The sequence below is a fragment of the Mycobacterium sp. NGS11 genome (assembly GCF_059813315.1).
The window spans coordinates 1-15,858 of sequence record NZ_JCALEJ010000044.1; the positions used below are offsets into that span (position 1 = coordinate 1).

10 protein-coding genes are annotated in these 15,858 nt (G+C 68.4%); 5 read left to right on the forward strand and 5 right to left on the reverse strand.

Annotated features, from left to right (window positions below; all coding sequences use genetic code 11):
- The 5 genes from AC5Y4T_RS25500 to AC5Y4T_RS25520 form a co-directional block, all read left to right on the forward strand.
- On the forward strand, nt 1-371 hold a 371-nt coding region (locus tag AC5Y4T_RS25500; RefSeq protein ID WP_499956053.1), incomplete at its 5' end, for a hypothetical protein.
- Nucleotides 372-455: 84 nt separating this feature from the next.
- Nucleotides 456-932 carry an FHA domain-containing protein gene (locus AC5Y4T_RS25505; protein WP_499917258.1) on the forward strand — a complete coding sequence of 159 codons (477 nt, stop codon included), beginning with the start codon at nt 456-458 and terminating at the stop codon, nt 930-932.
- 40 nt (nt 933-972) lie between these two features.
- Entirely contained in the window at nt 973-2,757 is a 1,785-nt protein-coding gene (locus AC5Y4T_RS25510) for an acyl-CoA dehydrogenase family protein (protein WP_499956055.1), read from the forward strand.
- Between the two features lie 12 nt (nt 2,758-2,769).
- Entirely contained in the window at nt 2,770-3,600 is an 831-nt protein-coding gene (locus tag AC5Y4T_RS25515; RefSeq protein ID WP_499956057.1) for a helix-turn-helix domain-containing protein, read from the forward strand.
- A 59-nt stretch (nt 3,601-3,659) separates the two neighbouring features.
- On the forward strand, nt 3,660-4,478 hold the full coding sequence (locus AC5Y4T_RS25520) for an SAM-dependent methyltransferase (RefSeq protein ID WP_499956059.1): 819 nt from the start codon (nt 3,660-3,662) through the stop codon (nt 4,476-4,478).
- Nucleotides 4,479-4,503: 25 nt separating this feature from the next.
- On the opposite strand, the gene AC5Y4T_RS25525 is transcribed toward AC5Y4T_RS25520, so the two are convergent.
- The 5 genes from AC5Y4T_RS25525 to AC5Y4T_RS25545 form a co-directional block, all read right to left on the reverse strand.
- Nucleotides 4,504-6,078: an acyl-CoA carboxylase subunit beta gene (locus AC5Y4T_RS25525; RefSeq protein WP_499917658.1), complete on the reverse strand. Its 1,575-nt coding sequence runs from the start codon at nt 6,076-6,078 to the stop codon at nt 4,504-4,506.
- An 11-nt stretch (nt 6,079-6,089) separates the two neighbouring features.
- The gene (gene pks13, locus AC5Y4T_RS25530; RefSeq protein WP_499956063.1) at nt 6,090-11,357 is read right to left on the reverse strand and encodes a polyketide synthase Pks13; all 5,268 of its coding nucleotides are present in this window, start codon (nt 11,355-11,357) and stop codon (nt 6,090-6,092) included.
- 91 nt (nt 11,358-11,448) lie between these two features.
- Nucleotides 11,449-13,347: a long-chain-fatty-acid--AMP ligase FadD32 gene (gene fadD32 / locus AC5Y4T_RS25535; protein WP_499917263.1), complete on the reverse strand. Its 1,899-nt coding sequence runs from the start codon at nt 13,345-13,347 to the stop codon at nt 11,449-11,451.
- A 324-nt stretch (nt 13,348-13,671) separates the two neighbouring features.
- Nucleotides 13,672-14,682, reverse strand: a complete 1,011-nt coding sequence (gene culp6 / locus AC5Y4T_RS25540) for a carboxylesterase Culp6 (RefSeq protein ID WP_499956061.1) — start codon at nt 14,680-14,682, stop codon at nt 13,672-13,674.
- A gap of 199 nt (nt 14,683-14,881) precedes the next feature.
- Complete coding sequence (locus AC5Y4T_RS25545) at nt 14,882-15,787, reverse strand: alpha/beta hydrolase-fold protein (RefSeq protein WP_499917660.1); 906 nt, start codon at nt 15,785-15,787, stop codon at nt 14,882-14,884.
- Nucleotides 15,788-15,858 lie beyond the last annotated feature (71 nt).

Here is a 15,858-nt window from a genome sequence, read left to right on the forward strand (position 1 = left end):
TCAGCAAGGTCGCCATCGCACCCCAGGTGCCGGGCCCGATGCTCGGCAGCGGTTCGGCAATCGTCCGCACCAGCGGGAACCGGGCCGTCGCCGAGGTGCGTCTGGTCGACGGGCCCGAGCCGGGCATGCATTACGACGTCGGCATCATCGAAGAACCCCGCCCGGCCTCGTCGACCTGCGGACCCGGGGACCCGGGGACCGCGTTTACCGGCATGGATCTCGACGGCGCGGGGAACGGAACGACCACCGTTACCGACACCCTGCACCCGGGCACGACCGGCATATGGATGATTATCGAGCGGCCGAATGCGAACTCACAAAACCCGGCCGAGTTCTATACGTCCGAGTTCCTGGTGCCGGTGCGGGCGTAAACCAACGCCGTCAACCTCTGCACAATCGCCCCGGACGAAACAGGGACTTCGGTCCCTATCTTGACGCTCGCGGCAAATGCTGCGATGGAGGTATCGACGGGGCGAGAGGAAACGGTGTCGGCGCCAAACGAGGAGACAAGGCAGCAACCGATCGCGGCGGGTGAAGCCACCGGCGACATCGGTTCGGTACTGCCTGCCGACCCGCACGACGAGATCGACGCATCGTCGGCCGTCGCCGAGGCGGCCGCGACGCTGGCCCGCGGCTCGGCCATGCTCGTGGTGAAGCGGGGTCCCAACGTGGGCGCGAAGTTCGAGCTGAACCAGCCGGTGATGAACGCGGGGCGGCACCCGGCCAGCGACATCTTTCTCGACGACATCACGGTCAGCCGCAGGCACGCCGAGTTCCACGCCGCGAATGGCGAATTCCGCGTCGTCGATCGCGGCAGCCTGAACGGCACCTACCTCAACCGCGCCGCCGTCGACTCTGCGGTGCTGACCAACGGCGACCTACTCCAGATCGGCAATTTCCGGCTGATCTTCCTCACCGCCGCGGGCGGCTGACACTCGGTGACCGCCCCGCTCGGCGCGTAGCGTCTGACTGATGAGTGACTACGCCGTCGAGGCGGTGGACCGCCTGCCGTTTTCCACCGATGAGAAATCCCAGCGCTACGCGACGGAGAACTACCGCGGAGCCGTGGGCCTCAATTGGTACCTCACCGATCCCACGCTGCGATTCACCATGGCCTACTACCTCGAGCCCGAGGAACTGGAACTGGCCGAGCGGCACTTGACGCGCATCGGTGAACTGATGGGCGGCCCGGTGGCGCGGTGGGCCGAAGAGACCGATCGCAACCCACCGCAGCTGCAGCGCTACGACCGGTGGGGTCACGACATCAGCGAGGTGGTGATGCCGGCCTCCTTCACGCAGTCCAAGCGTGCGGTTCTGGATGCCCAGCAGGCGCTGCGAACCGAGGCACGCGAGGCGAAGATCAGCTCGTCGCTGCCGATGTTCGCGTCGAATTACCTGCTCAACCAAGCCGATATCGGGATGGGTTGCGCATTGGGCACCGGCGGCGGCATGGTCCAGTCGCTGGTGGCCGCCTACGCGCCACCCGATGTGGCCGAACACGTGCTGGCCAAATTCGCCTTGGGCGAGTGGGCCGGCGAGACGGCGCAGCTGCTGACCGAACGCACCGGCGGCTCCGACTTGGGCGCGCTGGAAACCACCGCTCGACGCGTCGGCGGCGAAAATGGCCAAGCGTGGTTGCTGAACGGCTTCAAGTGGTTCGCATCCAACTGCGCCGGGGAGGCGTTCGTGGTCTTGGCGAAACCCGAAGGGGCACCGGATACTTCGCGGGGCGTCGCCAACTTCCTGGTGCTGCGCACGCGGCGCGACGGTTCGCGCAACGGGGTCCGGGTCCGGCGGCTGAAGGACAAGCTGGGCACCCGCTCGGTGGCGTCCGGTGAGGTCGAATTCGTTGACGCCGAAGCGTTTTTGCTGTCCGGTGAGCCCACCGACGCCGCCGGCCCGTCGGACGGCAAGGGGCTGGGACGCATGATGGAGCTGACCAACGCCGCGCGCCTGGGCATCGCCTTGTTCGGGCTCGGTAACGCGCGACGCGCCCTGGTCGAATCGCTGTGCTACGCCCGGCAACGGCAAGCATTCGGCGGCGCGCTCATCGACAAGCCGCTGATGCGGCGCAAACTCGCCGAGATGATCGTCGACGTCGAGGCCGCACAGGCGTTGGTGTTCGACGGCACCGGCGCCACCAACCATCGTCAGCCGCGCAGCATGCGGCAACGGATCGCCGTGCCGGTCACCAAGCTCAAGGTGTGCCGGCTGGGGATCACCGCGGCGTCGGATGCGATCGAAATCCACGGCGGCAACGGCTATATCGAGACCTGGCCGGTGGCGCGGCTGCTGCGTGACGCTCAGGTCAACACCATCTGGGAGGGCCCGGACAACATTCTGTGCCTGGATGTGCGACGCGGGATCGAGCAGACGCGCGCTCACGAGACGCTGTTGGCCCGGCTGCGCGATGCGGTGTCGGTCGCCGACGACGGCGAAGCCACCCGGCTGGTCGCCGGCCGGATCGAGGACCTCGACGCGGCGATCACCGCATGGACCAAGCTCGACAGACAGGTGGCCGAGGCGCGGCTGTTTGCGCTGGCCCAATTCATGGGTGACGTCTATGCCGGTGCGTTGCTCATCGAGCAGGCGGCCTGGGAGCGCGCCACGCGCGGTGGTGAGCGCAAGGCGCTCGTCGCGCGACTGTACGCGCAGCGCTATCTCGCCGATCGCGGGGCGCTGCGCGGTATCGACGCCGACTCCGACGAGGCGCTGGAGCGCTTCGACGAACTGCTGGACGGCGCGTTGAAGACATAGGCGAGGCGCGCAATGGCTAGTCACCGGTTATACCGACCCAATCCCCAACTCGCCCAGCACATCGAGTATTTCGGTTACTGGGACGGCGCAGGCGCAACCGGCCCACACGCCAGCCGCGCGCTGCCGCGAGGAGCGGTCACCGCGATCATTGACGTCGATGGCCGCACCGACCTCGGCTTCTACGCCTCCGACGGCCACACACCGATGACGGTCCCGTCCGCGTTCGCCGCCGGTGCGGGCGTGGCCTCCTACGTCATCCGGGTCGGGCCCGACCACAGCATCATGACCATCCATTTCCGGCCCGCGGGTGCTTTGGCATTCCTTGGGTATCCGCTGGGCGACCTGGAGGATGCCCTCGTCGGACTGCAGGATCTGTGGGGCTCGAGCGCAGAGCGGCTGCGCGAGCAACTCAGCGCAGCCGGCTCGGCATCACGGCGGGTGGCGTTGCTGGAGACGTTCCTGATCCAGCGGATACGCCCGCACGCCGTAGGGCCGGATCCGCGGCTGGCGTCGATATTGCGCTCCGCTGATCTCGACCCGTCCATGCGGGTATCGAAAGCTCAACTGCTGACCGGCCTTTCACGTAAGAGGTTCACCGCGCTGTTCCGTTCCGAAGTCGGACTGTCCCCGAAGGCCTATTTTCGGGTGCGCCGTTTGCAGGCGGCCCTGCGCGCGCTCAACACCCCGGCGCGGGGCGCGGCGATCGCGGCCGACCTCGGATATTTCGACCAGCCCCACTTCGTGCGCGAGTTCGGCTCGTTCACGGGTTTTTCGCCGACGCAGTACCCGCGGCGACGATCGTCGATGCCCGGACATGTCCAACTGGGCGCGGTGCCGGACTGATTCGCGAACGAGGCCAAAATATCCAAGCCGCACCGCCGCGCAGCGCCGATGATGGCGTCATGGACAACCTCGATGCGGTCGCGGACACCGGCCTGTTGGTCGCGGCGATCCGCGCCCACGAAACCGCCCGGGACGACCGGCTTTTCGCCGACCCCTTCGCCGAACGGCTGGCCGGCGACCGCGGACGCGAGTTGCTTGCGGCGGCCCTGACCGAAACCGGGGAACGGTCCACCGTGCAGATCGTTGTGCGCACCCGATTCTGGGACGAGGCGCTGCTGCGAGCCGCACAGAAGGTTCGGCAGATCGTCATCCTTGCTGCCGGCATGGACGCCCGTGCGTACCGGCTGTCCTGGCCCGACGGCACCGTCGTCTACGAGCTGGACCAGCCGGAGGTGTTGTCGGCAAAAGCCAGTCTGCTTGCCGGTGATCCGCCGCGGTGCCGGCGCGTCCCGGCGAGCGTCGACCTGGCCGACGACTGGCCGGCCGCCATAAGCTCCGCCGGCCTGGATTCATCGGCGCCGACGGTGTGGCTGATCGAAGGGCTGTTGCAGTACCTGGACACGACCGCGGTGGATGCGTTGTTCGATCGTGTCGACGCGCTCGCGGCGCCCGGCTCGGTCCTGCTGTATGACGTCGTCGGCAAAACGCTCCTGGAATCGGCGGCCATGGCGCCGCTGCTCGAGTCGATGGCGCGCAGCGGCGCCCCGTGGCTCTTCGGCACCGACGAGCCGGGCCGGTTGGCGCAACGCCTTGGCTGGTCGGCAACGGTCACCGACGTCGCGGAACCCGGGAATCGGTACGGCCGCTGGTATGCGCCGGCGGCGCCGATGGACGTGGCGACGGCGCCTCGCGGCTATTTCGTCGAAGCCACCAAGTAGCGCGACGTCGACCGGGCGATCGCGATTAGATCGGGATGAGACCGTGCTTACGCGCCGTGCGGAACCAGAGTTGCTTCTCCCGCAGCAGTCTCATCGACTTGCGCAGCAGCAGCCTGGTCTCGTGCGGGTCGATGACGGCATCGATGAAGCCGCGCTCGGCGGCGGTCCACGGGATCGCCATGTTGAGGTTGTAGCCCTCGATGAAGTCCTTCTTGATCTGCTGCGCCTCGGGCGTGGTGGGGTCGGGGAACCGCTTCATCAGCAGCTGCGCGGCCCCTTCCGCGCCGATCACCGCGATCCGCGCGGTCGGCCACGCGAAGTTGAAGTCGGCGGTCAGCTGCCGCGACCCCATGACGGCGTAGGCGCCGCCGTATGACTTGCGGACGGTGATCGTCACCTTCGGCACGTCGGCCTCGACGACCGAGTACAGGAACCGGCCGCCGCGCTTGATGATGCCGTTCTTCTCCTGCTCGGCGCCCGGCAGGAAGCCAGGCGTGTCCACCACGAACACCAGCGGGATGTTGAACGCGTCGCAGAACCGGATGAATCGCGCCGCCTTGTCGGAGGCCTCGTTGTCGATCGACCCCGACAGGTGCATGGGCTGGTTCGCGATCACGCCCACCGGGCGTCCATCGACGCGGGCGTACCCGGTGATGATGGCCGGCCCGTGTTGCGCGGCGACCTCGAGGAAGTCGCCGTCGTCGAAGATCCGCAACAGGATCTCGTGCATGTCGTAGGCCATGTTGTCCGAGTCCGGCACGATCGTGTCGAGCTCCAGATCGGTCGGGGTCGTCTCCGGCTCCAGGCCGGGGTTGACGATCGGCGGCTCGCTGACGGCGCTCGACGGCAGGAACGACAGGAAGTCACGGACGTACTGGAACGCCTCGGCCTCGGAGTTCACCACCTGGTGGATGTTGCCGTAGCGGGCCTGCGCGTCCGAACCACCGAGCTCGTCGAGGGTGACGTCCTCGCCGGTGACTTCCCGGATCACATCGGGGCCGGTGACGAAGAAGTAGCCCTGGTCGCGCACCGAGACCAGCAGGTCGTCCTGGATCGGTGAATACACCGCTCCCCCAGCGCATTTGCCGAAGATGAGGGAGATCTGCGGCACCAGGCCGCTCAAAGCCTCGTGGCGGCGGCCCAGCTCGGCATACCAGGCCAGCGAGGTGACCGCGTCCTGGATGCGGGCGCCACCCGAATCCTGGATGCCGATGATCGGGCAGCCGACCATCGCGCACCACTCCATCAGGCGCGCGACCTTGCGGCCGAACATCTCGCCGACCGTGCCCTGGAACACGGTCTGGTCGTGGGAGAACACCCCGACCGGCCGGCCGTCGATCATGGCGTGTCCGGTGATGCAGCCGTCACCGTAGAGCGCGTTGGGGTCGTTGGGCGTTTTGGCCAGCGCCCCGACTTCCAGGAAGGTGCCCGGATCGACCAGGGCGTGCACCCGCGCGCGGGCGCTCGGGATGCCCTTCTTGTCGCGCTTGGCGGCGGCTTTCTCACCACCGGGCTCTTTGGCCAACTCCAGGCGAGCTCGGAGCTCGGCCAGCTTCTCGGCGGTGGTGTGCTGAATGGGAGCTGCCTCCGGAGCTGGCACGGTCTCCGTCACTACTTGCCCACCTCACTCGTCTGACTGGTTTCGGCCTCCACCTTATTCAGCACGTCGGCGAGGTGAGCACCGACCTTGCCGATGATCGGTTCGTCGATGGCCTGGATGTGCTCGCCGCCGATCGGAACCACCTCGAGGTCCGCTACGTACTCGCCCCAGCCGCCGTCGGGCTGACGGATCGCGTAGCGCGGCTCGAACTGGATGACGTCATCGTGGTAGCGATCGGCCATGTACAGGGTGACGTGCCCGTCGTACGGCTCGATCTGGACGGTCTCGAGCGCCCGGTTGTCCAGGTAGGACGTCCGCTGGTGCTCGACGATGCCGCCCGGGATCTGCACGCCGCTCTGCTGGACGATGTCCAGGACGAACTTGACCTGTCCCTCGTCGTCGAGCGCTTCCAGCTGCTCGTAGGGGATCGCGGGAATCTCGACGTTGAAGGTGCGCTCGGCGAATTTCGCGTACCGGTCCCAGCGCTTGCGGGTCTCCTCCTGCGTCTGCGGGATTTCCTCGCCGGCGCGCACCGTGTCGATCATCCCGACGAAGCGCACGTCGGCGCCCGCCCGCTTCAGCCCGATCGCGCAGGCGTACGCCAGCGCGCCGCCGAGCGACCACCCGGCCAGGATGAACGGCTTGCCCTCGTTCATCTCCAACAGCTTCGGCACATACTGGGCGGCCCGTTCCTGCACGGTGCCCTCGACGCGCTCGAAGCCATACATCGGCGTGTCCGCCGGCAACCGCTTCAGCAGCGGCTCGTAGACCACGGTCGAACCGCCGGCCGGGTGGAACACGAACACGGGTATCTGCGACTCGTTCTGCGGGGCCCGCAGGGTGCGGACGAAGCCGTCGATCTGACCGGCCTCCAAGTACTGACGGACCTTTTCGGCCAGCGCTTCGATGGTCTCCGACGTCTGGACGTCCTCGGCGGTGATGGCGCCCTCGGCGCGCTCCGAGAGCCGCTGCGCCATCTTGGCCGCGGTGTCTGCGTCCAGCTTGGGCAGCGGATTGAAGATGCCGCCCGGCGACTTGCCCGTGACGATCGCCCAGGTGGCGAAGGTGACGCGCTCGGCGGCATCACGCGGTGGCACATCGGAATTCAGTGCCTTGGCCACCGCCTCCTGGCTGAGCGCACCCGCCAGGTCCGGCTTCGCGCCGTTCGTCGCCGCGCCCTTCGGGCCGGACGGATCCGTCGGCGGCGGCGGGATCGTCGCGTCCGACGGCGTCTCCGGCTGGGTCTCGGGCTCCGCCTGCGGGTCGGGTGCGGGTGCGGCGGCCGATGTCGGCGTCGCCCCGCTGAGCAGCTGGGCCTGCTCCTTGGCGATCTCCTCGGGCGTCAGCGTCTTCTGGTGCTCGTATAGCTGCTCGACCTCGTCGCGGTGCTCGACCGCGTACTCGATCAGCTTCTCGACGGCGTACAGGTTGGCGTCGCGCACCGCGGTCAACTGGATGGGCGGCATGTCGAAGTCGTATTCGACGCGGTTCTTGATCCGCACCGCCATCAGCGAGTCGAGGCCGAGCTCGATCAGCGGCACCTCCCACGGCAGGTCCTCGGGCTCGTAACCCATGGCCGCCGAGACGATCATGCCCAGCCGCTCGCCGATGGTCTCGCCCGAATCCGGTGTCCACCTGCCCACGTTGGACGGCAGGTAGCGGTTGGTCAGGCTGTCCGACAGCGTCTCGGCGTCGTCCGGCTCGGCCGGCGCCGCGGGTGCCTCGATCGCGGCGGTCGTGGTCGGCGCGGCGATGGTCGCACCGGCGCCCACCGCTGTGGGCAGCGCGGCCACACTCTGGCCCGCCCGCGACACCAGCGCGTCGTAGACCAGGGTGAAGGACTCGTCGATGCGGGCGTGCACCTGCACCGCGGCGCCACCGGGGTGCCGGGTCATCGTGGTCACCAGTCGGGCACCCGCGCCGGGCACCGCGCGCTGCTCGGAAGCCACCAGCTGAGCATCCGAAAGCACCTGTGTGGCAGCGGATCTCACCAACGCGGCCAGATCGGTGTCGCCGTTGCGCGGTGCGTACTCCCACACGTGCCGGCCGTCCGGCAGCGCGACGTGTGTCCCCGGCATGATCACCGAGCCGTCGCCGGAGAAGTGCACGTCGAGCCAGTGCTCTTTGCGTTTGAACTTCGTCGGCGGGATGTTCGCGTAGTCCTCGGGGCCCTGCGCCCGGGTGAACAAGGTGCGGATGTCCAGGTCGTGGCCGTGGACGAAGAGCTGGGCCATCGCCGAGATCATCGACTCGACGTCGTCCTGCTTGCGGGCCAGCGTCGGAATCAGTTGGGCGTCATGCAGACCCGCGGCCGCGGTGGTCAGGCCGATCTGCATCAGCGCCACCGGGTTGGGCGCGAGCTCCAGGAAAGTGGTGTGGCCGCTGTCGACGGCGTTGCGCACGCCGTGGGTGAAGTAGACCGAATGCCGCATTCCCTTGACCCAGTAGGCGACATCGTGGACGGGCTCGCCGCCCGGCTTGATGTAGGTGCCCTCGTGTACGGTCGAGAAGATTCCGACCGTCGGGCTCAGCGGGTGAATGCCCTGCAGCTCGGCGGAGAATTCGCCGAGCAGCGGATCCATCTGCGAGGTGTGGCCCGCACCCTTGGTTTGCAGCTTGCGGGCGAAGCGGCCCTCGGCCTGCGCGCGGGCGACGATCGCGTCGATCTGGTCCGGCGGGCCGCCGATCACGGTCTGGCTGGGCGCGGCGTAGACGCACACCTCCAGGCCGGGGAAGTCACCGAACACCGTCTTGAGCTCGTCGGCGGAGTACTCGACGAGCGCCATGAACCGGATGTACTCGCCGAACAGCATCGACTCGCCCTCGCCCATCAGGTGCGAGCGCGACGCGATCACGCGGGCCGCGTCCGCCAGCGACAGGCCGCCGGCGAAGTACGCCGACGCGGGTTCGCCGAGCGACTGGCCGATCACCGCAGCGGGTTTGGCGCCGTGGTGCTTGAGCAATTCGCCCAGGGCGATCTGGATCGCGAAGATGACGACGTTGCTGGTCTCGATGCCGTAGTCGACCGAGTCGTCGAGGATCAACTCGAGCACCGAGTAACCGCGCTCGTCCTGGATCAGCGCGTCGACCTTCTCGATCCACTCGGCGAAGACCTCGTTGCGCAGGTACAGGTTCTTGCCCATCTTGCGGTGCTGCGCACCGAAACCGGCCATCGCCCACACCGGACCGCTGGTCACCGGCCCGTCGGTGCTGAACACGTTGGGGCGCTGCTTGCCCTCGGCGATCGCGCGCAGGCCCTTGACGGCCTCTTCGTGGTCATGGGCCAGCACCACCGCACGCGAACGGCCGTGGTTGCGCCGCGACAGCGCCCGGCCAATGGATTCCAGCGACGACGCCTGCCCCTCCGGGCTCTCCATCCAGTCCGCGAGCTCGGCGGCCGCGACCTTCTTGCGCGACGTCAGGAACGCCGACACGGCCAGCGGAATCAGTGGCGCTGATTCCTCTTGTGCGGCAAGCTCTTCCAGCGCGATCGCTTTGAGGCGCAGCGCCTCGTCGGTGACACCGGGAAGCTCGTATTCCTCTTCCTCCACCTCGGAGGGGTCCGGAATGATGTTGCCGAAGTCGTCGAACCGCAGCGAGTGGCTTTCCATCGTGGGCGCCTCGGCGGGGTACTCGCCGGCGGCCGCCGGAGCGATGACCTCGGCCTGCGGCTCGGCTTCGCGCTCGACGACGTCGCGGGGCAGCACCTCGCGCACCACCAGGTGGGCGTTGGCGCCACCGAAGCCGAAGCTGGACACGCCGGCCAGGGCGTAGCCCCCGTAGCGCGGCCAATCGCTGGCGCTGTCAACGACTTTCAGCCGCATGCCGTCGAAGTCGATGTAGGGGCTGGGACCGGCGAAGTTGATGGACGGCGGCAGCTTGTCGTGCTGCAACGCCAGCACCACCTTGGCCAGGCTCGCCGCGCCGGCGGCCGACTCCAGGTGTCCCACATTGGTTTTCACCGCACCCAGCAGCGCGGGACGGTCGGCGGGGCGGCCCCGCCCGACGACGCGGCCCAGTGCCTCGGCCTCGATCGGGTCACCGAGGACGGTGCCGGTGCCGTGCGCCTCGATGTAGTCGACGGTGCGCGGATCGATCCCGGCGTCCTTGTAGGCCCGGCGCAACACCTCGGCCTGGGCGTCCTGGTTGGGGGCGATCAGGCCGTTGGACCGGCCGTCGTGGTTGACGGCGCTGCCCGCGATGACGGCGAGGATCTGATCGCCGTCGCGGCGGGCGTCGTCGACCCGCTTGAGCACGAACATGCCGCCACCCTCGGACCGCGTGTAGCCGTCGGCGTCCGAGGAGAACGACTTGATCCGGCCGTCGGGGGCCAGCACCGCGCCGATCTCGTCGAACCCGAGCGTCACCAACGGCGTGAGCAGCGCGTTGACGCCACCGGCGACCGCCACATCGCACTCGCCGTTGCGCAGCGCCTGCACCGCCTGATGCGTCGCCACCAGCGAGCTCGAGCAGGCGGTGTCCAGCGCCACCGACGGTCCGCGGAAGTCGTAGAAGTAGGACACCCGGTTGGCGATGATCGAGCTGGCCGTGCCGGTGATCGCGTACGGGTGCGCGACGGTGGGGTCCGACACCGCCAGGAATTGGTAGTCGTTGTTGGAGAAGCCCACGTACACGCCGACGGCCTCGCCGCGCAGGCTCGACGCCGGGATGCGCGCGTGCTCGAGCGCCTCCCAGGTGAGCTCCAGCGCCATCCGCTGCTGCGGGTCGATGTTGTCGGCCTCGGTCTTGGCGACCGCGAAGAACTCCGAGTCGAAGCCCTTGATGTCCTTCAGGTAGCCGCCCCGGGTACGCGCGGTGCCGACGCGCGCCGCGATGCGCGGCTCCTCGAGGAATTCCGACCAGCGGCCCTCGGGCAGATCGGTGATGGCGTCGCGACCCTCCATCAGCGCCGCCCAGGTCTCGTCGGGGGAGTTCATGTCGCCGGGCAGCCGGGTCGACAGGCCCACGATCGCGATGTCGACGCGTTCGGCCGGGCCGGTACGCGTCCAGTCGGCGCCGTCGAGTTCGTCGTCGGCGACCTCGGGTTCGCCCTCGATGATGCGGGTGGCCAGCGATTCGATGGTCGGGTGCTGGAACGCCACCGCGACAGACAGCGTCACGCCGGTCATGTCCTCGATGTCGGCGGCCATCGCCACGGCGTCCCGCGACGCCAGGCCCAGCTCGACCATCGGCACCGACTCATCGATCTCGTCGGGTGATTTCCCGACCGCCCGGCCCACCCAGTTGCGCAGCCATTCGCGCATCTCGGGCACGGTCATGTCGGTGCCCTTGGCGGGGGGTGCGGCGGGCTCCTGTCCGCCCGGGGTGTGGTTTTCGGGGTGCTCGGTGTCAGCCATGGTCCTCAGGAATTCAGTCAGTGGAGCTGGCGAACGCCGTCGGCGAACCGACGCCGCTTCGCAGACTGCCGTCGAGGTAGGCCGCGCGGCAGGCGCGGTGCCCGATCTTGCCGCTGGAGGTACGCGGGATCGTTCCCGACTGCACCAGCAGCAGGTCGCGCACGGTGACGCCGTGGCGCACGGCGATCGCGGCCCGGATGTCGTCGGCGATGGGCTGGTAGTCCAGCTTGTGCGAGCCGGCCGCGCGCTCGGCGACGATCACCAGCTGCTCGGAGACGTCGTCGGGGTCGTACTTGATGCCGGCGTGCGGGTTGTCGAACACTTCCTTCGGCAACTGGTTCGCCGGCACCGAGAAGGCGGCCACGTAGCCGGTGCGCAGCGCCTTGCTGGCCTCCTGCGCCGAGTACTCCAGGTCCTGCGGGTAGTGGTTGCGGCCGTCGATGATGACCAGGTCCTTGATGCGACCCGCGATGTAGAGGTGGCCCTTGTGGTAGGTCCCGTAGTCGCCGGTCTTGACCCAGGTGCCGTCGTCGGGGGCACCCTCGGCGTGTGACTGGCTGATCCGCGACTTGAGGATGTTGCGGAAGACGTCGTTGGTCTCGCCTTCCCGTCCCCAGTAGCCGGTGCCCAGGTTTTTCCCGTGCAGCCAGATCTCGCCGATCTGATCGTCCGGCAGCTCGCTGGCGGTCTCCGGGTCGACGATGACGGCCCACTCGTCGACGCCGATGATGCCGGCCGAGACCTGCGGGACGGCCTTCGGCGAATCGGCGGGCACCTCGACGAAGCGCTGCTTGTTCAGCTCGTCGCGGTCGACGTGGATGACCGTGGGCGCCTCGTCCATCGGCGTCGTGGAGACGAACAGCGTCGCCTCGGCCAGGCCGTAAGACGGCTTGATCGCGGTCTCCCGCAGACCGTAGGGCGCAAACGCCTCGTAGAACTTGCGCATCGACGCCGGGGACACCGGCTCGCTGCCGTTGAGGATCGCCTTGACGTTGCTCAGGTCCAGCGGCGGCTCACCCTCCTTGGGCACCCCGCGGACCGCCGCGTGCTCGAACGCGAAGTTCGGCGCGACGGTGAAGACCTCGCTGTCGGGATCGTCCTCGGGCTTGCGCGCCATCTCGCGGATCCAGCGGCCCGGGCGGCGCACGAAGGCGGCCGGCGTCATGAAGGTGAAGTTATGGCCCAGCACCGGCGAGAGCAGCGCCGTGATCAGCCCCATGTCGTGGAAGAACGGCAGCCAGCTCAGCCCGCGGTCGCCCTCCTTGCCTTCCAGGCCGTTGAGCACCTGCAACACGTTGGTGGGCAGGTTGAGGTGGGTGATCTGCACGCCGGTCGGGGTGCGGGTGGAGCCGGACGTGTACTGCAGGTAGGCGATGGTGTCCTCTTCGGCCTCCGGCGGCTCCCACGTCGACGCGACCTCGTTGGGGACCGCGTCGACGGCGATCACGCGGGGCCGTTCCTTGGCCGAACGGGCGCGGATGAACTTGCGGACGCCCTCGGCGGCGTCGGTGGTGGTCAGGATCGTCGAGGGGGCGCAGTCATCGAGGACGGCGTGCAGGCGGCCGACGTGACCCGGCTCGGCGGGGTCGAACAACGGCACCGCGATGCGGCCGGCGTACAGCGCACCGAAGAACGCGATGAGGTAGTCGAGGTTCTGCGGGCACAGGACGGCGATGCGGTCGCCCGGCTGGGTGACCTGCTGCAGGCGGGCGCCCACGGCCCGGTTGCGGGCGCTGAAGTCGCGCCACACGATGTCGCGGTACTCGCCGTCGCGTTCGGTGGAGAAGTCGACGAACCGGTAGGCGAGCTTGTCGCCGCGAACCCTCGCCCACTTTTCAACGTGCTTGACCAGGTTCGTGTTGTCCGGGAACTTGATCTTTCCATTCACGATGAACGGGTTGTGGTACGCCATGCCGCTCTCCTGTCACGCCTGTTTTCGGTCGGCTAGGCCGACTCGTTGTCCCTAGGTCGGCTCCGCCGACGGCTTCGTCCCTCAGCCGGCCATGCCGCCGGTTGCATGTCTGGTCACACGCGCCGGACCTCGCACGGCACCCGTCGAGAACGCCGGTGATGTGCCAGCCCTAGCCAGCATCCACCCGATCGGGTGCGCGACAAAGGTCCGATAGCTCTTAAATTCCTCTTAATGTTACGGGGCCGCCTACGGCAGACCAAATCACAAGGTACCGCTGATCGGCATCGGCAACCGCTACCTGAGGCTTGTGTCCGGCCAGCCCGATCATCCGTGTTTTGGTTGTGGCGCATTTGCGATCAGACCGTGAGCCCAGTTGAGCGTCCAGTCGGTCGCCGGCGCCCCGTCGATGCTCCAGCATTGCGTCGTCGCGTACAGCGCGTGGACCGGCTGACCGGCTCCGCCGGCCAAGGTGTTCAGCGTGGTCGGCAGGTTCGCAATGCTGAACGCCTCCTCGGGAGCGGCGCAGATCAGGTCGCCCGGCGCGCAGATTTCATTGGTCTTGCCGTTGAGGTCGCCGAAACCGCCGGGGCGCTCACCGGTCATGGTGAGGCCCATTCCGGACAGGATGGGCACCTCGTGCAACGTGATCTCGGCTCCCTGCCCCGGCGGGTTGGGCCCGATGTCGTTGCCGACGCCGATCTGGCGACGACCGTCAGCGATCAACGTCACACCCAACACCAGGTCGTCGTCGACGGGTCCGCGCCCGTTGCCGATGTCGCTGGCGATGTCGCCCATGATCACGGCGCCCTGCGAAAAGCCCATCAGCACGTAACTGGTCAACGGGCACTTGGCGTTCATGTCGGTCATCGCCTGCACGGTCGCGCGGGTGCCTTCGGCGCGGCTGGCGTTGTAGGACATCTGCGTGTCGCCGCTCAGCGGATTGTGAAACTGCGCGGTGTACGGCGTGGTGAAGGCCTGCACCCGCGACGACGGGAACTGCTGGGTGAGGGTCGCGGTCGCCTTGTGCAGCAGCGCGTTGGGGAATTGGACGGGGTTGCCGGGGTCGTCCTGCACCGAGGACTCCCACGTGCCGGGGACGTTGACCAGGAGGACGTCGGGGCACGAAGCGTCCTGAGACGCGGGCCGCGGCTTGTGCGAGTGCGTCGTCGTCGACGACGGGGGCAGGACCCCGGGCGGGACCGCGCTCGGCTCCGAGGAGTGCCCGCGCAGCAAGGTCACCGCGGCCAGGATGCCAAGCAGGACGACGGCGGCGACGGACAGTGCGGCGATCCAGGCGAGGGTGCGTTGCCGCTTACGCCGCGCGCTTGTAGCCATGTTCTCCTGCCAGCAGTGTCGGTGGAACGCAGCTACGCGGTCCTCCCGACCCCTGCTGCACCCCCTACACGGTACCGGCTCGGCCGGGTGGGCCGGCCGGCCAGCGACCCGCAGCGGGCGGCATCGCCGCGCTCGCGATCGGCGCTAGCCCAATGGCGCCGACCCGCAGCGCCCGGCTTCGCCGCGCTCGCGATCGGCGCTAGCGAATGGCGCCGACGATCTCGCCCGACATCGCCCCGAGCTGCCCCGACCACGAACCCCAGCCGTTGTCGCCGCCGCCGGGGAAGTCGAAGTGGCCGTTGTGGCCGCCGTTGCTGCGGTACTGCTGATAGAACATCCGGCTGTTGCCCATCGCCTGGGCGGCCTGGCCGATCATCGCGGCGGGATCGCTGGCGCTGTCGTTCGTCGGGCTGTAGACCCAGACGCGGGTGTTGTTCTGCGCCAGCAGCGAGGAGTGCACGTAGGGGTCGTGCCACTTCCACCGGCCCAGCTGCGGGGCTCCCCACATGCCGTTGCCGTCCACACCGCCGAACTGCTGCAGACCCGCCAGGATCGCGCCGTTGGTCGTGGTGTCCGACGGGTAGAGGAACCCGGACAGCGAGCCTGCGAAGCCGTAGCGGTCGGGGTGGAATGCGGCCAGCGCCATCGCGCCGTAACCGCCCTGCGCGGCACCGACGGCGGCGTGCCCGCCGGGCGCCAGGCCCTTGTTGGCGGCCAGCCAGTCGGGCAGCTCGCTGGACAGGAAGGTGTCCCACTGCTTGCTACCGTCCTGCTCCCAGTTGGTGTACATGCTGTACGCGCCGCCGGCGGGCGCCGCGACCGAGATCCCCTTGCCCGCCAGAGTGTTCATCGCGTTCCCCGCGGTCACCCAGTTGCTGACGTCCGGTGCGGCGTCGAACGCATCCAGTAGCACGACCATGTGCGGGCCACCGGCCATGAAGGCCACCGGAATGTCGCGGCCCATCGCCGCCGACGGAACCATCAGGCTTTCGTAGCCTGCCGCTCTGGCCTTGCCGACGGTTGCCGCGGGCTGTAGCGCGAAGGCCAACCCGACCGCCAGCACGGCTACGCAGAACACCCGGAAAAGCGCCGACATACCCCGCACGACCGTCATGTCCACCCTCCATCGTGTAGTCGCTGAAAGCACATTAGCCAGGGCCGTGGTTCCCCCGCTCG